We start from the raw sequence: 2067 nt of genomic DNA, 5'->3' as shown, positions 1-2067 counted from the left end.
CGGAGACGGTAAACGCCCGTGGAGCCGACCGTAAGACCCGCGCAAGCGGGCGGGTGGCTGGGAAGCGGGAACCCGGCACGGCTTCGGCCGGTCAGACCGGGGGTGCCTCACCGAGAGGCGAGGCGGCATAGGTGATGAGCGCTATCGATCATCACGATGCAACGGTGCCCGCTGGTACCTCGTGCTCTCGTGTGACGACCTTCCCGCCGCGGTGGTGGAACCCACGGGCGCGGTGGTCGGCCTGGATGTCGGGGTCGCGTCGTTGGTGACTACCTCGAACGGCGACCACTACGGCAACCCGCGTTTCCTCGAACGGTCCGCCGAACGCCTTGCCGACGCGCAGCGAGACCTGTCCCGCAAGAAGCGGGGCTCGAAGCGACGGAAGAAGGCCGTGGCACGGGTTGCGGCGCGGTCCCGCGCAGTCGCCCGGCAGCGGGTCGATCTCGCGAACAAGGCCGCGCTCGAACTCGTCCGCGACCACGACCTGATCGCCGTCGAAAAACTTAACATCAAGAGTATGGTCAAGCGGGCCGCGCCCAAGCCTGACCCCGACCGGCCGGGAGCGTTCCTGCCCAACGGGCAGGCCGCCAAGACTGGGCTTAACACGTCGATCCTCGACGCCGGGTGGGGGGTGTTCTTCAACGTGCCGCGTGCCAAGGCTGAAAGCGCCGGGCGGACGGTTGTTGAGGTGAACGCCCGCCGCACCTGGGTGACCCGGGTGGCGTCGGCGAACCAGCGCAGCACGAGCACCGCCTGCTCACGACTGGTGAGCTTCCGTTGTCACCGCCCCCCTTCAGCCACCCAGCCGCCTACCGTCCGTGATGCTCACGCAGAGCTATCGATCGTTGCGCGGAAAGGCTCACTGAGGTGAGGAGTTGACCGAAGTCGTCGGCGGACAGGACTGCGTTTGCTCGCGGCGGCAGCCCCGCTGGAGCAAGGCAACGGACGCGTGAGGAAGGGGTCGGTGCTTCGTCAGGCTTCCGGCGCCATATGTGCAAGCAGGGGGACATCGGCGGTGCTCGTACCGGCACGCTGCGGTCTCGCCGCTCAACGCCCGCGGTATGCGTCGGCGCGGTGCTCTACGGCGGTCACGAGAACGATGCGGTTCTCTTCGTCAATCTCATAGAGCACCCGGTACATGCCTCGCCGCGCCGACCAGGTTCCAGCGTAGGGCGGGTAGAGGAGACGCTTACCGAGCCTGTGCGGGTTCTCCAGGAGCGTCGTGGTGATGAACTCGTGTACGGCCGTGGCGACCTTTTCCGGTATACGTCCAGCAAGCGCGCGGGCCGCCGGACCGGTGATCTCAAGACGGTACGGCCCGGCAGCGCCCGTCATGACGAGCGTCTCCTGGCATCCGGCGCGGCGCGCTTGGCCATGAGCGCCGCCAGGTCCTCGGCGTCAAGCACGTCGCCGGCCTCGACAGCGGCGCGGGACTCGGCCAACTGCCGCATGGTCTCGCGGTTCGACAACACCTCGACGGTCTCCTCCAGCGCCGCGAGGTCGTCAGGCGAGACGAGGATCGCCACGGCATGACCATGGCGTGTGATCTCTACCCGGTCATGGGTTCGCTCGACGTCGTCGAGCAGCTCCGAGAGGCGGTTCCGAGCATCCGTGAAGGGCAGCGTCGTCACGATCTCAGTCTACGCTCAAGTGGCGTGAAGTTAAGGCAGAACTCGCGGCTCGAATCGGCCACAGAGACAGTCGGCCCGGAGGCCAGGGCGCACTGGCCATGCGCACTGGCCAGGGCGCCCTGGGTGGCAACTCGGCCGTCATCCGCGCAGATCCCGAGCCCGCCGCGTGGGGCCGAGCCGCGGCGGGCACCCGGGCCACACCGACGACGAAGACTGCCGAGCCGTCCTACAAGTGCGTGTGCAACCAAGGGGTGGTGCAGATCGTCCATCGCTGGCGGGCCGAGGTGACCCCGGACGGCCCGACCGATGCCCAGGTCAGCTGGTACGGCGGTGTCGCCCGGATGCCCTGAGCACTGACCCGCGCGAGCGTTCACGAGGTCGGGTCCGCATGATCGCGCGGTGGTCCCATGCGCGGTGGTCCCATGCGCGGTGGTCC

Annotated in this window: 4 protein-coding genes; 2 read left to right on the top strand and 2 right to left on the bottom strand. The window is 68.3% G+C overall.

The features are described from left to right. The first annotated feature begins 127 nt into the window (after window positions 1-127). A complete protein-coding gene (locus BMG523DRAFT_RS22200; RefSeq protein ID WP_255353915.1) occupies window positions 128-871 on the top strand; it encodes a transposase in 744 nt (247 codons plus the stop codon). A 176-nt stretch (window positions 872-1047) separates the two neighbouring features. On the opposite strand, the gene BMG523DRAFT_RS22195 is transcribed toward BMG523DRAFT_RS22200, so the two are convergent. Then, window positions 1048-1335 carry a type II toxin-antitoxin system RelE/ParE family toxin gene (locus BMG523DRAFT_RS22195; RefSeq protein ID WP_011437076.1) on the bottom strand — a complete coding sequence of 96 codons (288 nt, stop codon included), beginning with the start codon at window positions 1333-1335 and terminating at the stop codon, window positions 1048-1050. Further along, a complete protein-coding gene (locus tag BMG523DRAFT_RS22190; protein ID WP_011437075.1) occupies window positions 1332-1631 on the bottom strand; it encodes a type II toxin-antitoxin system Phd/YefM family antitoxin in 300 nt (99 codons plus the stop codon). Before BMG523DRAFT_RS22190 ends, BMG523DRAFT_RS22195 begins: the two co-directional genes overlap by 4 nt. Window positions 1632-1729: 98 nt before the next feature. Here BMG523DRAFT_RS22190 and BMG523DRAFT_RS27625 point away from each other — a divergent pair, with 98 nt between their 5' ends. Next, on the top strand, window positions 1730-1981 hold the full coding sequence (locus BMG523DRAFT_RS27625; protein WP_011437074.1) for a hypothetical protein: 252 nt from the start codon (window positions 1730-1732) through the stop codon (window positions 1979-1981). Window positions 1982-2067 lie beyond the last annotated feature (86 nt).

The organism is Frankia sp. BMG5.23, from assembly GCF_000685765.2.
Classification (GTDB): domain Bacteria; phylum Actinomycetota; class Actinomycetes; order Frankiales; family Frankiaceae; genus Frankia; species Frankia casuarinae.
This window is presented reverse-complemented; position numbering and strand designations above follow the sequence as displayed.